Origin of the sequence: Reyranella aquatilis (genome assembly GCF_020880995.1) — a bacterium.
In the GTDB taxonomy this organism is placed as follows: domain Bacteria; phylum Pseudomonadota; class Alphaproteobacteria; order Reyranellales; family Reyranellaceae; genus Reyranella; species Reyranella aquatilis.
The window spans coordinates 712,962-727,749 of sequence record NZ_JAJISD010000001.1 but is presented as its reverse complement, the minus strand read 5'-3'; the positions used below and the strand labels follow the sequence as shown (position 1 = coordinate 727,749).

The window sequence follows — 14,788 nt, the reverse complement described above, 5'->3', positions numbered from 1 at the left end:
TAGAAGAGAAGCAGGCGGAGCTTGCGCTTGGTGGCAAAGAGAACATATAGAGAACAACGCTCTCGCGTTTCATGGAGGCGTTGTTGGACGAAAAACTCACCACCAAGCTCCGCATTCTCTCGGACGCCGCCAAGTACGACGCGTCGTGCGCCTCGTCGGGCGCCCCGAAACGCGCGGCCGGGCTCGACGGGATCGGCTCGACCAGCAACGGCATCTGCCATGCCTACACGCCGGACGGGCGCTGCGTGTCGCTGCTCAAGATCCTGCTGACCAACTATTGCCTGTTCGATTGCGCCTATTGCATCAACCGTCGTTCCTCGAACGTAGAGCGCGCGCGCTTTACGGTCGAAGAGGTCGTCTCGCTGACGCTCAACTTCTACAAGCGCAACTACATCGAGGGGCTGTTTCTTTCCTCGGGCATCATCCGCAATCCCGATCACACGATGGAACAGCTCGTGCTGGCGGCGAAGACGCTGCGGCGCGAGCACGGGTTCGCGGGCTACATCCATCTCAAGACGATCCCCGAAGCCAATCCCTGGCTGATCGAGCAGGCGGGCCTGTTCGCCGACCGGCTTTCGATCAACATCGAGCTTCCTTCCGCCGACAGCCTCGCGCGCTTCGCGCCGGAGAAGAAGGCCGCCTCGATCACCGGCGCCATGAGCCAGATGAAAGAGCGGATCGACGAGGCCAAGGAAGACCGCCGCAAGTTCTCGCCGGCCGGCCAGAGCACGCAGGTCATCGTCGGCGCCGATGCGACCACCGATGCGGCGCTCCTGAACACCAGCGCCGTGCTCTACAAGGACTACGCGCTGCGCCGCGTCTATCATTCCGCCTTCAGCCCGATTCCTTCGCCGAGTGCGGTGCTGCCGATGAAGGCGCCGCCGCTTCAGCGCGAGAACCGGCTCTATCAGGCGGACTGGCTGCTGCGCTTCTATGGCTTCACCGCCGACGAGGTCGCGAGCGCCAGCCGCGACGGCATGCTCGCGCTCGACATCGACCCCAAGGCCGCCTGGGCGTTGCAGAACCGCGAGCGCTTTCCGCTCGACGTGAACACGGCCGACCGCGAGATGCTGTTGCGCGTGCCAGGGCTGGGCGTGCGCTCGGTCAACAAGATCGTCGCGGCGCGGCGGCATACGCGCCTGCGTCTCGCCGACATCGGCCGGCTGGCGCGCAGCGTGAAGCGCCTGCTGCCATTCCTGATCACGGCCGACTATCGACCGACAAGGATCTCCGATCGCGCCAACCTTCGCCCCAACCTCGCGGACGCGCCGGTGCAGGGAAGTCTCTTTTGATCCGCGTTGGGCTGGGCGAAGGCGCCGACCTCGATGGCTTTCGTGCCGCCGTGCGCGGGCTCGTCGCGCGCCGGGCGCCGCCGGCGGAGGTTTCATGGTGTCCGGCCGGCCAGGCCGATCTGTTCGGGGAGGGTGAGCGGGGCGAGGAAAGCGCCGCACCGGTTGGCCTCCCGCGTGCGCTGAGTGAGTTGATCCGGCTGGTGGTCTGCCATTCCGATTGCGAGCGTTACGCTCTGCTCTATGCCGCGATCTGGCGGGTCTTGAACGGCGAGCGTGCGTTACTGGACATCCAGAGCGATCCGCTGGTGCACCGGCTCGAAGCCATGGCGAAATCGGTGCGCCGCGACCTGCACAAGATGCACGCCTTCGTGCGCTTCCGCGAGACTCGCGATCCCGACGGTACGGAGCGGTTCGTCTCCTGGTTCGAGCCGCAGCACTTCATCGTCGAGGCGTCCGCCGGTTTCTTCGTCGAGCGCTTTCGCAGCCTGGTCTGGTCGATCCTGACGCCGGTGGGCTCGCTGCACTGGGATTGTACGGCGTTGACCATCGGGCCGGCCGCGCAGCGCGGCGACGCGCCCGAGTCCGACGCCTTCGAGGATGCGTGGCGCTGCTACTACGAGAACGTCTTCAATCCGGCGCGGCTCAATCCCAAGGTCATGCGGCAGCACATGCCTGAGAAGTATTGGCGAAACCTGCCGGAAGCGGCGTCGATCGCCGGTCTGGTGCAGCAGGCGCCGAAACGGGCGCGCGAGATGATCGCGCGCGAGGCGGCCGAAAGGGAGAAGCGCGATCCGCTGAAGGCCGTGGCGGCGATGGCCGGGCAGGGACCGCAGACGCTGGAGGAACTGAACCGGCTGATCGCGGCCTCGGAGCCGCTGACACCGGGGGCCAATCGCGCCGTGCTGGGCGAGGGGCCGATGGAACCCGCGGTTGCCTTCATCGGCGAGCAGCCCGGCGATCAGGAAGAACGGGAAGGGCGGCCGTTCATCGGGCCGGCAGGGCAGCTCTTCGACAAGGCGCTGGGAGAGGCGGGAATCGACCGCTCAAGCGTCTATGTCACCAACGCGGTGAAGCATTTCAAGTACGAGCCACGGGGCAAGAAGCGCCTGCACAAGCGGCCCAATCCCGGCGAGGTGAAGCGCTATCGTTGGTGGTTGCAGAGGGAATTGTCGTTCGTGCGGCCCAAGCTCGTGGTCGCGATGGGGGGCACGGCGTTGTTAGGTCTGACCGGCAAGCCGCCGTCGGTTCTGAAAACGCGAGGTCCGATCGCCTTCGACGGCCAGCCGGGCTATGCTACGGTGCATCCGTCCTATCTGCTGCGCCTGCCGGACGACGCGGCACAACAAGAAGCCTATGCTGCGTTCCGAGAGGACCTCATCGCCGTCCGCCGCCTGATGGGCGGGAGCAGCTAGGCGCGCCCCCGTGACAAATCAGTCCGCGGCCTTCTGATCGAGGAATTCGAGCGTGCCGTCGCTGCGCTCGCCCTTCAGGTAACGGAAAGTGCCGGCGCCGGTGGCGAGCAACTCGTTCGCCTGGTTGTAGATCTCGGTCTCGGCGGCGAAGGTGCTCTGGCTGGTCGAGGGACGCCACGCGCCGAGGATCGTCAGTAGATCGCCCTCGCGGCCGGCCTTGATGAACTGGGTGGTGAAAGCCAATGTCACGGAAAGCCGCCGCGCCGTCGCCGTCTCGTTGAAGGTGCAGGCGAAGCCACTGGCGGAATCGAGCAGCGTCATCAGAACGCCGCCGTGCAGCAGGCCATTGGCATTGCACAGTTCCGGCCGCACCTTGAGTTGCATCTCGACGAAGCCGGGGCGCCACGCCACGACCTGGTGGCCGATCACGCCGTTGAAGCCGCGGAACTCATAAGGAGCGACCGGCCGAGCGTCGGCCGGTCGTTGGATCGCCATGTCTGGAAAGCCCTTGGGAGAAGGTGCGCCTAGCGGCGCACCATCGCCGACATCTGCGGCCGGTGGCCGTTGCCGTTCGCCATCATCGGCCGCAGGGCCGAGCCGGTCTGGGCGGTGACGGCGGGCTGGGCGGCCATGCCAGTACGAATGTCGCGCGCGACCTTGACCAGGCGCGGGCCCCAGTCGGCTTCGAGGCGGTCGCGGCTGATCTGGTAGATCGGCGCCGAGGCGTTGATCGCATAGGCGGCCGTACCGTCGGAGTTGCGCAGCGGGGCGCCGACGCCGCAGAGTTCCGGCAGCCACTCGCCCCAGGTGACGCAGAAGCCACGGTCGGTCAGTTCCTTGAACGAGCGCTCGAGACCGGTCTTCACCTTGGCCCAGTCGTCGCGCCAGCGGCGGCGGATGGCGTCGATCTGCTTGTTGCGGTCGACGTCGGGCAGCGAGAACAGGTAGGCGCGGCCCATCGCGGTGCTGGCCATCGGCACGCGGGTGCCGACATCGTGGGTGATGGCCACGACCGAGGGACCGCGGCAGGCTTCGAGATAGATCATCGAATGGCGGTCGCGGCCGCCCAGCGCCGTCGAGGCGTTCAAGGCATGAGCGAGCTGCTCCAGCGGCTGACGCGAGGCACGGCGGACGTCCATGCTCGAGATGGCGGCGTAGCCCAGCGCCAGGACCGAGGCGCCCAGCTCGTATTTGCGGAAACGGCGGATGTAGTTGAGGTAGCCCAGCTCGGTCAGCGTGTGGGTGAGGCGGGCGACCGTCGGCTTCGGCAGGCCTGTCCGGTGCGCGATTTCCTGGTTGCCCAGCATGCCTTCGCCGGCATGGAAGGCGCGCAGGATGTCGAGGCCACGCGCGAGCGCCGTGACGAACTGGCGGTCCTTGCTGCTCGACCCTTCTGCGAGGCCACTGTCGACCGAGCTCTGGAAGGCGGCGGTTCGCGTGACGAGATGGCTAACGTTACCCATAGGCGTCTGCTCCTGGTGAATGGCCGTTTATTTCTTTGCGGAGCGGAACCTGCCATTGGCTTAACCTTATCGCAATGCACGTCAGCGGATTTTGTCCTGCGAACATGCAAAGCGGCCATGTCATGGTTGCGTGTTTTGATTATCGATAGTTGCAGACGCGCTGCTCTGCTCTCGATTCGGGAATAACCGGCCTATTTTGATGACGCGAGCGGCATCTTTCGACATGTTCGCCGCGGCCGGCTACCATCCGGACCGACCCCTTCAAGAGGCAAAAATTGGCTAAAGAACCCACTCTGCCCAAGGATATTGCAGCGCTCTCGTTCGAGGACGCCCTCAAGGAATTGGAGGGCATCGTCCAGCAGCTCGAACGCGGTCAGGTGAAGCTCGACGAGGCGATTTCGGCTTACGAACGCGGTGCGCTGCTGAAGCGCCACTGTGAGCAACGGCTGGCCGAGGCCAAGATGAAGGTGGAAAAGATCGTCTTCTCCGCCGACGGCTCGGTTGCGACGCAACCCGCCGACCTGGGCTGAACGCCGCCTCATGCCCCTGTCGTCCCACAGACAGTTCGACACCGCGCTCGCGTTCGCCGCCGAATCGGTCGAGCGCACCATGGACCGCCTGCTGCCGTCCGGGACGGTGGGCGAGGCGCGCGTCTTCGAGGCGATGCGCTATTCGAGCCTGGGCGGCGGCAAGAGGCTGCGCGCCTTCTTCGTGCTGGCCGGCGCGACCCTGTTCAGGGTGGGGACGCTGTCCGCATTGCGAACGGCCTCGGCTATCGAGTTCGTGCACGCCTATTCACTGATCCATGACGATCTGCCCGCCATGGACGACGACGATCTGCGGCGCGGCAAGCCGACCTGTCACAAGCAGTTCGACGAGGCGACGGCGATCCTGGCGGGCGATGCGCTTCAGGCGCTGGCCTTCGAGGTCCTGGCACACGAGGATACGCATGGCGACCCGGCGGTGCGAACAGCGCTGGTGAGCGAACTGGCGAAGGCGGCCGGTGCGCGGGGCATGGTGGGCGGCCAGATGCTCGACCTGCTGGCCGAGCAGGAAGGCTCCGACCAGTCGATCGGCGCCATTACCCACCTGCAACGCCTGAAGACGGGGGCGCTGATCTCGTTCTCGTGCACGGCCGGCGCCATCCTCGGCAAGGCGAGCGATTCGTTGCGCATGGCGCTCGCGGGGTATGCGCACGATCTCGGCCTCGCCTTCCAGATCGTCGACGACCTGCTCGACATCGAGGGCAACGCCGCGGAACTGGGCAAGGCCACGCGCAAGGACGAAGCCGCCGGCAAGGCGACCTTCGTGTCAATCCTGGGCGTCGAACGAGCGAGGGCGCAGGCCGGCATGCTGGCGCGACAGGCGGCCGCGCATCTGGAGCCCTTCGGAGAAGCGGCGGATTTGCTAAGGCAAGCCACAGAATTCGTCGTGGCGCGCCGCACCTGAAGTTGGGGCGGAAGGCGCTGCCCAGGAGTATGATCGTTCAATGACCGGCCATAGTACGACGCCGCTGCTCGATACCGTCGACGTCCCCGCAGACATTCGCCGCCTGCGTGCAGAACAGCTGCGCCAGTTGGCCGACGAACTGCGCCAGGAGACGATCTCGGCCGTTTCTGTCACTGGCGGCCATCTCGGGGCCGGATTGGGCGTCGTCGAGCTCACCGTCGCGTTGCATTACGTGTTCGACACGCCGAACGATCGGTTGATCTGGGATGTGGGCCATCAGGCCTATCCGCACAAGATCGTCACCGGCCGGCGCAGCCGCATACGCACCCTGCGGCAGGAGGGCGGGCTGTCCGGGTTCACGCGCCGGTCGGAGAGCGAATACGACCCGTTCGGCGCGGCTCACTCCTCGACCTCGATCTCGGCCGGGCTCGGCATGGCCGTGGCGCGCGATCTGGCGGGTGGCTCCAACAACGTGATCGCCGTGATCGGCGACGGCGCGCTCAGCGCCGGCATGGCCTATGAGGCGATGAACAATGCGGGTGCCCTGCGCTCGCGCCTGATCGTGGTGCTGAACGACAACGACATGTCGATCGCGCCGCCCGTCGGGGCGCTGTCGGGCCATCTCTCGCGGCTTCTGTCGGGCCGCCCCTACGTCACCCTGCGCAACCTCGGGCGCACCTTTGCCGAGAACCTGCCCAAGCCGCTCGAACTCGCGGCCAAGCGTGCCGAGGAATTCGCGCGCGGCTTCGTGGCCGGCGGCACCCTGTTCGACGAGTTGGGCTTCTACTATGTCGGCCCGGTCGACGGTCACAATCTCGACCACCTGCTCCCGGTGCTGAAGAACGCGCGCGACAGCCAGCTCGACAAGCCCATCCTGGTCCATGTCGTCACCAAGAAGGGCAAGGGCTACGCGCCGGCCGAGGCGAGCGCGGACAAGTACCACGGCGTCGTCAAGTTCGACGTGATCACCGGCAAGCAGGCGAAGCCCATCGCCAACGCGCCGCAGTACACCGCGGTCTTCGCCAAGGCGCTGATCGCGGAGGCTGAAGCCGACAAGAAGATCGTGGCGGTCACGGCGGCGATGCCCTCGGGCACCGGGCTCGACAAGTTCGCCGAGCGTTTCCCGGAGCGTACCTTCGACGTGGCGATCGCCGAGCAGCATGGCGTCACCTTCGCCGCCGGCCTCGCGACCGAAGGTTTCAAGCCGTTCACGGCGATCTACTCGACCTTCCTGCAGCGCGCCTTCGACCAGGTCGTGCACGACGTCGCCCTGCAGAAGCTGCCGGTGCGCTTCGCCATCGACCGCGCCGGCCTGGTCGGCGCAGACGGTGCCACCCATGCCGGCTCCTTCGACGTGGCCTATCTCGGCTGCCTGCCGGACTTCGTCATCATGGCGGCGGCAGACGAGCTCGAACTGATGAACATGGTGGCCACCGCCGCGGCGATCGACGACCGTCCCTCCGCCTTCCGCTATCCCCGCGGCGAGGGCGTCGGTGTGGAATTGCCGGCCAAGGGCACGCCACTCGAGATCGGCAAGGGCCGGATCGTGCGCGAAGGCACCAAGATCGCCATCCTGAACTTCGGGGCACGCCTTCAGGAATGCCTGGTGGCGGCGGAGGATCTCGGTGCCAAGGGCCTGAGCACCACGGTCGCCGATGCCCGCTTCGCCAAGCCACTCGATACCGACCTGATCCGCCGACTGGCGCGGGAGCACGAAGTGCTCATCACCATCGAGGAGGGCTCGGTGGGAGGCTTCTCGAGCTTCGTGCTGCAGTATCTTGCGACCGCAGGCCTGCTCGACGGCGGGCTGAAGGTGCGGCCGATGGTTCTGCCCGACCGCTTCATCGATCACGCCTCGCCGGCCCGCCAGTACGAATGGGCCGGCCTCAATGCGCCGCAGATCGTGTCGACCGCGCTCGCCGCGCTCGGCCAGCAATCCGAACGCGCGCGCGGTTAGTCGCGAGGGTCGATGGGGGTGAGGCGCGGAGAATGCGCCTCGACAATCTCCGCCGCGTCGAGGCACAGGTCCTCGCGGAAGCGCCCTGAGATCACCTGAACGCCGACCGGGGTGCCGTCGGCAAGACCCGTCGGCACCGACACCGAGGGATAGCCGAGCACGGGCGTGGCAAGCAGGCAGTGCTGGGCCGCCATCATGCGATCGATTAGCGGCTGGTCCTGCAGGTCGAGCCCGTCGGGGAAGGGGAGCACGTGCGACACCGGCACGATCGCGACCGCATACTCCGCAAAGAATAGCGACCAGGCGCGCATGAGCGCGAGCCGTGAGCCGAACGTGTCGAGCAGACCGTCGGCATCGATCGCGGGCACGTAGCCGAGATGTCCCTCCACGTTGCGTTTGGCCGCTGCATCGCCCAGTGCCCGCACCGTGCCGACGAAGCCACGCCGCTCGTCGTTGACCACCATGCGATGCCACAGTTCGGCCGCCTCGCCGAGCCGCGGCGGCGCGACATGCTCGACCAGGTAGCCTGCCGACGCGAGGGCGCGACCTGCCTGCTCGACGGCGGCGCGAACCTCCGGGACCACGTCGTCGAACGGAGCGGGCGCTATGGCGGCGCGTAGCGGACGCGACGACGCGGCATGAGCGAAGGCGGCCGGCACCCAGTTGGGATCGCGGGCGTCGCCCACGGCCATGGCGGCGAAGGCGACGCGCAGATCGGCGACAGTACGGGCGAGCGGGCCCTGCACCGACATGAGCTGTGCGGTGATCGGCCGCTCGGCGGTGGCGGAGGGATTGAAGGCCGGCACACGACCGGGCGTCGGCCGCAATCCGGCAACGCCGCAGGCGTAGGCCGGGTAGCGGATCGATCCGCCATAGTCGTTGCCGTGCGCGATTGCACCCATGCCGGCGGCGAGCGCTGCAGCGGCGCCGCCGCTCGATCCGCCGGGTGTCAGACCCTTGCCCCAAGGGTTGCGCGTCGCCCCGTGAAGCTCGTTGTCGGTGAACCAGCGATGCGAGAAGGCCGGCGTGTTGGTGCGGCCGACGATGATCGCGCCCGCCTTGCGCAGGTTGGCGACGACCGGACTGTCCTCTTTCGCGATCAGATCGCGAAAGGCGACGACCCCATTGGTGGTGGCGCGGCCTTTCGTATCGACGTTGACCTTCACCGTGACCGGCACGCCGTGCAGCGGACCGCAGACTTCACCACCGCGTCGCGCCGCATCGGCCCGTCGTGCGGCCTGCAGCGCCTCGTCGGCCATGACGTCGACGACGGCATTGATCCTCGGATTCACCGCCTCGATGCGATTGAGGACGGAGCGCGTGGCGTCTTCGCTGGAGACGGCGCCATGCGTGATCGCCTGTGCCAGATCGGCGGCTGACCAGCGCCAGAGTTCGTTCGTCATCCACATCTCCCGCGATCCAACCAGCATAGGACAGCGAGGATAGAGCGGGATGAGGTTCGACGTCCGAATCTTTTGCCTCCCCCGTCTGAACGGGGGAGGGAGACTTGAACTGGGGCGCCCACGAGTGGGGCGTGTCTCCTTAGTCCTTGGGCTGGGGCACGATGCGCAGGTACGGTTTCGGCGCCTTCCAGCCGTTCGGGTACTTGGCCTTGGCGGCCTCGTCGGAAACGGCTGGGACGATGATCACGTCCTCGCCCTTCTTCCAGTTCACCGGCGTCGCCACCTGGTGTTTGGCCGTGAGCTGGCAGGATTCGAGAAGACGCAGCACCTCGTCGAAGTTGCGGCCGGTGCTCATCGGGTAAGTGAGCATCGCCTTGATCTTCTTGTCCGGGCCGATGATGAAAACCGAGCGCACGGTGGCATTGTCGGCGGCGCTGCGGCCTTCCGACGTCGTGCCCGCGCCTTCCGGCAACATGTCGTAGGCGGTCGCGACCTTCAGCTCCGGATCGCCGATCATCGGATAGGTGACGGCGTGACCCTGGGTCTCCTCGATGTCCTTCGCCCACTTCGAATGGTTGGCTACCGGGTCGACCGAGAGGCCGATGATCTTGGTGTTGAGCTTGTCGAACTGCGGCTTGAGGCCGGCCATGTAGCCGAGCTCGGTGGTGCAGACCGGGGTAAAGTCCTTCGGGTGGGAGAACAGGATCGCCCAGCCATCGCCGATCCACTTGTGGAACTCGATCGGTCCCTGGGTCGTCTCGGCCTTGAAGTCGGGGGCGGTCGAATTGATGCGAAGCGTCATAGGTGAAGTCCTCCTTTTGCGGACCGCACCTCAACCTTTCCGCCATTCGAGGTCAAGCCTTGGCAGGAATCCAGCTTGTGAGGCCCAATCCACCATCAACTTCTACGGTCGTACCCACCACATAGCGGCCAAATCTTTCCGACAGGATGGCGACGGCCACCTGCGCGATGTCGTCTGGCGTGCCGGCGCGACCCAGAGGGATCTGGGCCACGAGCGCGTCGAGGTTGCCGGCGACGAAACCGCCGCCCGGAATGGCACCCGGCGCGATGGCGTTGACGCGGATGCCGTCGGGCGCCAGAACGCGGGCCAGTTCCTTCATCACCATCGTCATGCCGGCCTTGGAGGCACTGTAGTGCGGCAGGTTGCGCGGCATCTCGCGATGCTGCGACGTGACGAGGATCATGCGGCCCTTGATGCGGTTGTCGCGCATGTGGCGGCCGACCTCGCGGCCGAGGAAGAAGCCGGAGCGCAGGTTGATGTCGGTCATTAGGTCCCATGTCTCCTCGCTGACCGACAGCGGCGTGTCGGCCTCCAACCGGCGCGGGCTGGCGGCGTGGACGAACAGCGAGATCGTTCCGAGTTTCTTGACGGCGCCGTCGAGGAGCTTCTTCCAGCCGTCGCGCTTCGAGAGATCGGCCGCAAGGAAGCCGATGCCGTCCTCGGCTGGCGGGGCGGCGATGTCGCTGCCGAGCACGATCGCGCCCTCGGCCTTGAGTGCGCGGGCGATGCCGCGGCCGATGCCGCCGGCGCAACCGGTGATCAGGGCGCGCTCGCCCTCCAGAAGTTTCATGCTCATGCCTGCCATGCTAGCAGGACAATCGAAGGGAGACAGTATTGGCGAAGATGCGGCTTGACGTGGCGCTGGTCGAACGCGGGCTCGTGGAAACACGCGCCGCCGCGCAACGGCTGGTCATGGCCGGGCTGGTCTTCTCGAACGACCGGCGCCTCGACAAGGCGGGGCAAGGGGTGTCGGCCGACACGCCGCTGGAGGTTCGCGGCCAGCTCCATCCCTATGTTTCCCGCGGCGGGCTGAAGCTCGAGAAGGCGCTCGACCACTTCGCGATTCCCGTTGAGGGTCGCATCGCCCTCGATGTCGGCTCCTCGACTGGCGGCTTCACCGACTGCCTGCTGCAGCGGGGAGCGGCCAGGGTTTACGCTGTCGACGTCGGCACGAACCAGCTGGCCTGGAAACTGCGCACCGATCCGCGGGTCGTGTCGATGGAGAAGACCAACATTCGCGACGTGACGCGCGCGGAAATCCCCGAGCCCGTCGATCTCGTGGTTTGCGACGCCTCCTTCGTTGGCCTTCGGCTGGTCCTGCCGGCGGCGCTCGCGCTGGCGGCGCCGGGCGCGTATCTCGCCGCGCTGATCAAGCCTCAGTTCGAGGTCGGCAAGGGCCGCGTCGGCAAGGGCGGCATCGTGCGCGAGCCGGATCTTCACGTGGAAATCGTGGAGACGATCTCGTCCTGGCTCGCGGGACAGGCCGGCTGGCAGGTGCTCGGTGTCACGGAAAGTCCGATCACGGGGGCGGAAGGCAACAAGGAGTTCCTGATTGCGGCCGTGTTCAGCGTCGCGCCAGCGTAACTCTGAACTTGTTGTTGTCGGCCAGCGTCTCGAACGACGTGAAGTTCGCCTTCAGCAGCGGCTCGTAGGGCAGACCGCGATTGGAAACCATGTAGAAGCGGCCGCCAGGCTTCAGCGCGCGGGCAGCGACGGCGATGAAGCCCTGGCCCAGCGCCGGCTCCGCGGCACGGCCGGCATGGAAGGGCGGATTGCAGACGATGGCGTCGTAGGTCGCGGGGGCAGCCTCGTTGATCAGGTCGAGCCAGTGGAAGCTCGCGCGCGGGTCGGTGACGTTCGCGCGGCTCGCCTCGACGGCGCGGTGCTCGGCATCGATGCCATCGAGCTTCGTGACGGCAGGACAGGTGGCGAGAACGTGACGCGTCAGGAAGCCCCAGCCGCAGCCGAAATCGGCGACGTGGCCTGCGAGGTCATCGGGGAGGAGCGCCGCCAGCAAGGCGGAGCCGTCGTCGATGTGATCCCACGAGAAGACGCCAGGCTGGCTCAGCCACGAACCGTCGCCGACCGGCTGCAGGGTCGCGAGCTGCCGCCAATAGTCGGGCGGCGTTCGCCCGGCCTTGGCGAACCAGAAGACCCGGCTGTGGAACTTCGAGAGCGTGTCGACGCCGCCGAAGGCCTTGCCGACATGCTTTTCGAGGCTCGCGGCACCGTCGTCGTTGGCGCCGGCGCAGACCAATGTGCCGCCGGGAGCCAGCAGGTCCCAGCCGCGGGCGATGTTGGCGAAGTTTTCTTCCTTGTGCTTGGTCAGCAAGATGAGGCCGAGCTCGTGCCCGCCGGTTCCCAGCCGCGGCACGGCCCGTTTCAGGCGCAGGAAGGCCGGCCTGAACGACTGCTCCGCATCGATCTCCGCGAAGGGCGGCTCTTCGGCGCGCAGGAAGAACGCCCGCCTTGCGGCGAGCGTTCCGGTGTCGAAGGCGTGGGCGAGGGCGCGTGTCGCCTGGCTCACGGAACGAGGACGGCCCGCCCCATGATCAGGCCCTTGCGCAGTTCCTGGAGCGTGGCGTCGGCCTCGTCGAGCTTGCGCGTGACGATCGGCACCGGCGTCACCTTGCCGGCCGTGACGAGGTCCATCATCTCTTTCATCTCGCCGGGGCTGCCGGTGACGGAGCCCACGATCTGGCAGCCGGTGAAGGCGAACATCGGCATCGGCAGCGAGAACGTGCCGCCGAACAGGCCGACGACGACAAGACGGCCACCGCGGGCCAGGGCCTTGACGCCGAACTGGGCGGTGCTGTCGGCGCCCACGAAGTCGATCGCGGCGCCGACGCCGGTGCCGTCGGTCAGTTCGAAGACCTTCTTGCGGGCGTCCTTGTCGCGCGGATCGATGGCGGCGATGGCGCCGTTGTCGAGCGCCAGCTTGCGCTTGCCCTCGTCGATGTCGGCCACGATCGGCGCGCGGCCCAGGACCGATTGGGCGAACTTCACGCCCATCAGACCGACGCCGCCGGCGCCGATCACCAGGATCGGCTTGCCGCCGTCCTCGCCGACCGTCTTCTTCACGGCGCTGAAGGCGGTGATGCCGGAGCAGGCGTACAGGCAGGCCAGATCGGTCGGGATGTCGCCGTAGGGATAGAGATACTTCGCGTCGGGCACGAGGACATGATCGGCGTAGCCGCCGTCCTTGTTGACCCCGAGCGCACGCGGGGCGGGGCAGAGGTGCTCGCGCCCGTTCGTGCAGTACCAGCAGGTGCCGCAGCCGATCCACGGATAGACGACGGCCTTGTCGCCGACCTTCGCGCCCTTGACGTCGGGACCCAGCGCCACGACTTCGCCGACAATCTCATGGCCCATGGTGCGCGGCGGGTTCATCGTCTTCTGTGTCGAGACCTTGTTGCCGCCGCCCATGTCGAAGAAGCCTTCCCACAGATGGACGTCGCTGTGGCAGACGCCGGCGGCCGTGACCTTCACCAGGACTTCGGCGCCCTGCGGCGCGGGATTGCTTTCCTCCACCTTCTGCAGCGGCTGGCCGAATTCGACGACCTTGTAGCTCTTCATTGGGACTCTCTCCGTTACGAAACCCGGGCGCAGAATAGGCCGAAAGACGCGCCGCGTCTGCGTTGCCGGCGACGCATGCAGAGGCGGAGAGGGTCTTATTCAATATTTTCGAAAGTTTCGAAAATCCCGTTTACTTACGAGGATCGATCCTCCACCATCGCGGGCAACGACGTTCAAAATCAAACAAGCGTCGAAGGAGGAAACGGATGCGCGAGCGCATGGGCTCATGGCGTCGTCGCCATGTCTTGGCGGGATTGTTGGGTTCGACGGCCGTGCTTGCGGCGCCGGCCATTCTGCGCGCGGCGCCTTCGGGCAAGCCAGTGCGGGTCGGCGGGACGCTTTCGCTGACGGGGTTCCTCGCGCAGACCGCGGTCATCCACAAGATCGCATCCGAGATCATGGTCGAGGACATCAACAGCCGGGACGGCTTCCTCGGCCGGCCGGTCGAGTATGTGCTGCTCGACGACCAGTCCAAGCCCGATGTAGCGCGCAGCCTCTACGAGAAGCTGATCACCGTCGACAAGGTCGATCTGATCCAGGGGCCCTATGCGACGGCGCCCATCCTGGCGGCGATGGGCGTGGCCCAGCGCTACGGCAAGGTAATCATACAGAGCAGCATGGGCATTCCCAAGCTGCAGACCTACGATATGGCCTTCCCCGCGACGCCCTTCGGTCCGGAGCCCGACAAGACCTATCCCAACGTGATCCTGGACGCGATGGCGAGCCTGCCGACGCCGCCCAAGAGCATGGTCATCCTCACCAGCAAGTTCCCGTCGGCGCAGTTCATGGCGCAGGGCATGAAGGTCGAGGCCGAGAAGCGCGGCGTGAAGGTGCCGCTCTATCTGGAATATGAGGCCGGCAACCGCGACTTTGGCGCCATCGCCGCACGGGTGAAGGAGGCGAACGCCGATTTCCTCTGGGTCGGTTCGCTGGGGCTGGAGAGCAACCAGATACTCGAAGCGCTGCGCAAGCTCGACTACACGCCGAAGGGCAGCTTTCACCTCTATCCGGCGCCGGGGCCGCTGGCGCTGTCGCCCGACGGCAACCTCGCCTGGTCGTCCACCTTCCTCGAGCCGGACGAGCCTTTCATGAGCCGTCCCGGGGTCGCCAAGATCGCTGCGGCCTACAAGGAGAGGGCCACCAAGGCGAACCTGCCATATCCCCTGATCGATGCCCAGGCCGCCGGCATGGTTTCGGAATGGCAAATACTCGAGCAGGGCGTGAACGGCGCCAAGAGCCTGGAGGACAAGCAGATCGCGGCGTTCCTGAAGAAGAACGTCGTGAACACGATCTATGGGCCGCTGAAGTTCGACGGACTCTACAATCACGGCGCCCCGGCCCAGCTCATCCGCCAGGTGCAGAACAAGGAGTGGAAGGTCGTCTGGCCCAAGGAGTTCGCGGCGCCCGGCGTGAAGCTGCTGCCTTAAGCGACGG

Annotated in this window: 14 protein-coding genes; 7 read left to right on the top strand and 7 right to left on the bottom strand. The window is 66.5% G+C overall.

The window, feature by feature from the left end; genetic code table 11:
• Positions 1-83 precede the first annotated feature (83 nt).
• Positions 84-1,292, top strand: a complete 1,209-nt coding sequence (locus LJ725_RS03535) for a putative DNA modification/repair radical SAM protein (RefSeq protein ID WP_230549229.1) — start codon at positions 84-86, stop codon at positions 1,290-1,292.
• Positions 1,289-2,704: a UdgX family uracil-DNA binding protein gene (locus LJ725_RS03530; protein WP_230549228.1), complete on the top strand. Its 1,416-nt coding sequence runs from the start codon at positions 1,289-1,291 to the stop codon at positions 2,702-2,704. The genes LJ725_RS03535 and LJ725_RS03530 overlap by 4 nt, the downstream gene beginning before the upstream one ends.
• A gap of 18 nt (positions 2,705-2,722) precedes the next feature.
• Here LJ725_RS03530 and LJ725_RS03525 read toward each other — a convergent pair whose 3' ends face one another.
• Together LJ725_RS03525 and LJ725_RS03520 are read right to left on the bottom strand one after the other, a co-directional pair.
• Positions 2,723-3,199, bottom strand: coding sequence for a PaaI family thioesterase (locus LJ725_RS03525; protein WP_230549227.1), 477 nt, complete (start codon positions 3,197-3,199; stop codon positions 2,723-2,725).
• Positions 3,200-3,228: 29 nt separating this feature from the next.
• Positions 3,229-4,167: an IclR family transcriptional regulator gene (locus LJ725_RS03520; protein ID WP_230549226.1), complete on the bottom strand. Its 939-nt coding sequence runs from the start codon at positions 4,165-4,167 to the stop codon at positions 3,229-3,231.
• 275 nt (positions 4,168-4,442) lie between these two features.
• Here LJ725_RS03520 and LJ725_RS03515 point away from each other — a divergent pair, with 275 nt between their 5' ends.
• The 3 genes from LJ725_RS03515 to dxs are packed head-to-tail and all read left to right on the top strand — an operon-like array spanning position 4,443 to position 7,573.
• Entirely contained in the window at positions 4,443-4,697 is a 255-nt protein-coding gene (locus LJ725_RS03515; protein ID WP_216965523.1) for an exodeoxyribonuclease VII small subunit, read from the top strand.
• A gap of 10 nt (positions 4,698-4,707) precedes the next feature.
• Positions 4,708-5,616: a polyprenyl synthetase family protein gene (locus LJ725_RS03510; protein ID WP_230549225.1), complete on the top strand. Its 909-nt coding sequence runs from the start codon at positions 4,708-4,710 to the stop codon at positions 5,614-5,616.
• A gap of 40 nt (positions 5,617-5,656) precedes the next feature.
• Positions 5,657-7,573 (top strand): 1-deoxy-D-xylulose-5-phosphate synthase, encoded by a 1,917-nt coding sequence (dxs, locus tag LJ725_RS03505; RefSeq protein WP_230549224.1) that lies wholly within the window; start codon positions 5,657-5,659, stop codon positions 7,571-7,573.
• Here the strand turns inward: dxs and LJ725_RS03500 are convergent.
• The 3 genes from LJ725_RS03500 to LJ725_RS03490 all read right to left on the bottom strand — a co-directional run bounded on the left by LJ725_RS03500 (position 7,570) and on the right by LJ725_RS03490 (position 10,574).
• Entirely contained in the window at positions 7,570-8,976 is a 1,407-nt protein-coding gene (locus LJ725_RS03500) for an amidase family protein (protein ID WP_230549223.1), read from the bottom strand. The genes dxs and LJ725_RS03500 overlap by 4 nt on opposite strands.
• Positions 8,977-9,115: 139 nt before the next feature.
• Positions 9,116-9,778 (bottom strand): peroxiredoxin, encoded by a 663-nt coding sequence (locus LJ725_RS03495; protein WP_230549222.1) that lies wholly within the window; start codon positions 9,776-9,778, stop codon positions 9,116-9,118.
• 52 nt (positions 9,779-9,830) lie between these two features.
• Positions 9,831-10,574 carry an SDR family NAD(P)-dependent oxidoreductase gene (locus tag LJ725_RS03490; RefSeq protein WP_230549221.1) on the bottom strand — a complete coding sequence of 248 codons (744 nt, stop codon included), beginning with the start codon at positions 10,572-10,574 and terminating at the stop codon, positions 9,831-9,833.
• A gap of 47 nt (positions 10,575-10,621) precedes the next feature.
• On the opposite strand from LJ725_RS03490, the gene LJ725_RS03485 reads away from it, so the two are divergent.
• Positions 10,622-11,362: a TlyA family RNA methyltransferase gene (locus LJ725_RS03485; RefSeq protein WP_230549696.1), complete on the top strand. Its 741-nt coding sequence runs from the start codon at positions 10,622-10,624 to the stop codon at positions 11,360-11,362.
• Here LJ725_RS03485 and LJ725_RS03480 read toward each other — a convergent pair.
• Both LJ725_RS03480 and LJ725_RS03475 read right to left on the bottom strand, forming a co-directional pair.
• Positions 11,343-12,305, bottom strand: coding sequence for a class I SAM-dependent methyltransferase (locus tag LJ725_RS03480; protein WP_230549220.1), 963 nt, complete (start codon positions 12,303-12,305; stop codon positions 11,343-11,345). The genes LJ725_RS03485 and LJ725_RS03480 overlap by 20 nt on opposite strands.
• Complete coding sequence (locus tag LJ725_RS03475) at positions 12,302-13,354, bottom strand: alcohol dehydrogenase (RefSeq protein ID WP_230549219.1); 1,053 nt, start codon at positions 13,352-13,354, stop codon at positions 12,302-12,304. Before LJ725_RS03475 ends, LJ725_RS03480 begins: the two co-directional genes overlap by 4 nt.
• Positions 13,355-13,560: 206 nt before the next feature.
• Here LJ725_RS03475 and LJ725_RS03470 point away from each other — a divergent pair, with 206 nt between their 5' ends.
• Positions 13,561-14,781 carry an amino acid ABC transporter substrate-binding protein gene (locus LJ725_RS03470; RefSeq protein WP_230549218.1) on the top strand — a complete coding sequence of 407 codons (1,221 nt, stop codon included), beginning with the start codon at positions 13,561-13,563 and terminating at the stop codon, positions 14,779-14,781.
• The last annotated feature ends 7 nt before the right edge of the window (positions 14,782-14,788 follow it).